The following is a 397-nucleotide window of genomic DNA, read 5'->3' on the forward strand; positions in this document are numbered from 1 at the left end:
GGTCATGGCCTCGGCCGCCGCGGCAGACCAAGTCCTCAGGCGCCGGCTTCTCGACCACCGGTGGGGTGACGACCGGGGGCTGTTCCGCGGGCGGCTGAGCCGGCTGGGAGCTGTCGTCATTCACCGCAATCGTCACCTTGCCCTGGTCGTAGTTGCCCCGTCCGTCGCTCACCAGGTAGGTGAACGAGGCGGTGCCGGTGAAGCCGGCCTTCGGCGTGAAGGTGATGGTGCCGTCCTCGTTCAGCACGGCCTCACCATGTTCGTCCTCGTCTACCGCGACGATGCAGAGCTCATCTCCATCGGCATCGACGTCGTTAGCGAGAAGCATCGCGGCCGTGAGGGAGATCGCCTCGCCCTTCTTGACGGTGAAGCTGTCGTCATGGGCGACCAGCTGTTC

At 66.0% G+C, this 397-nt stretch carries 1 protein-coding gene; it reads right to left on the minus strand.

What is annotated here, in order from left to right; translation table 11 throughout:
• A partial coding sequence (locus AC2JF9_RS10150) for an Ig-like domain-containing protein (RefSeq protein WP_500727518.1) occupies window positions 1-397 on the minus strand: 397 nt, incomplete at both ends.

Source organism: Lactobacillus sp. C449L (assembly GCF_059900815.1).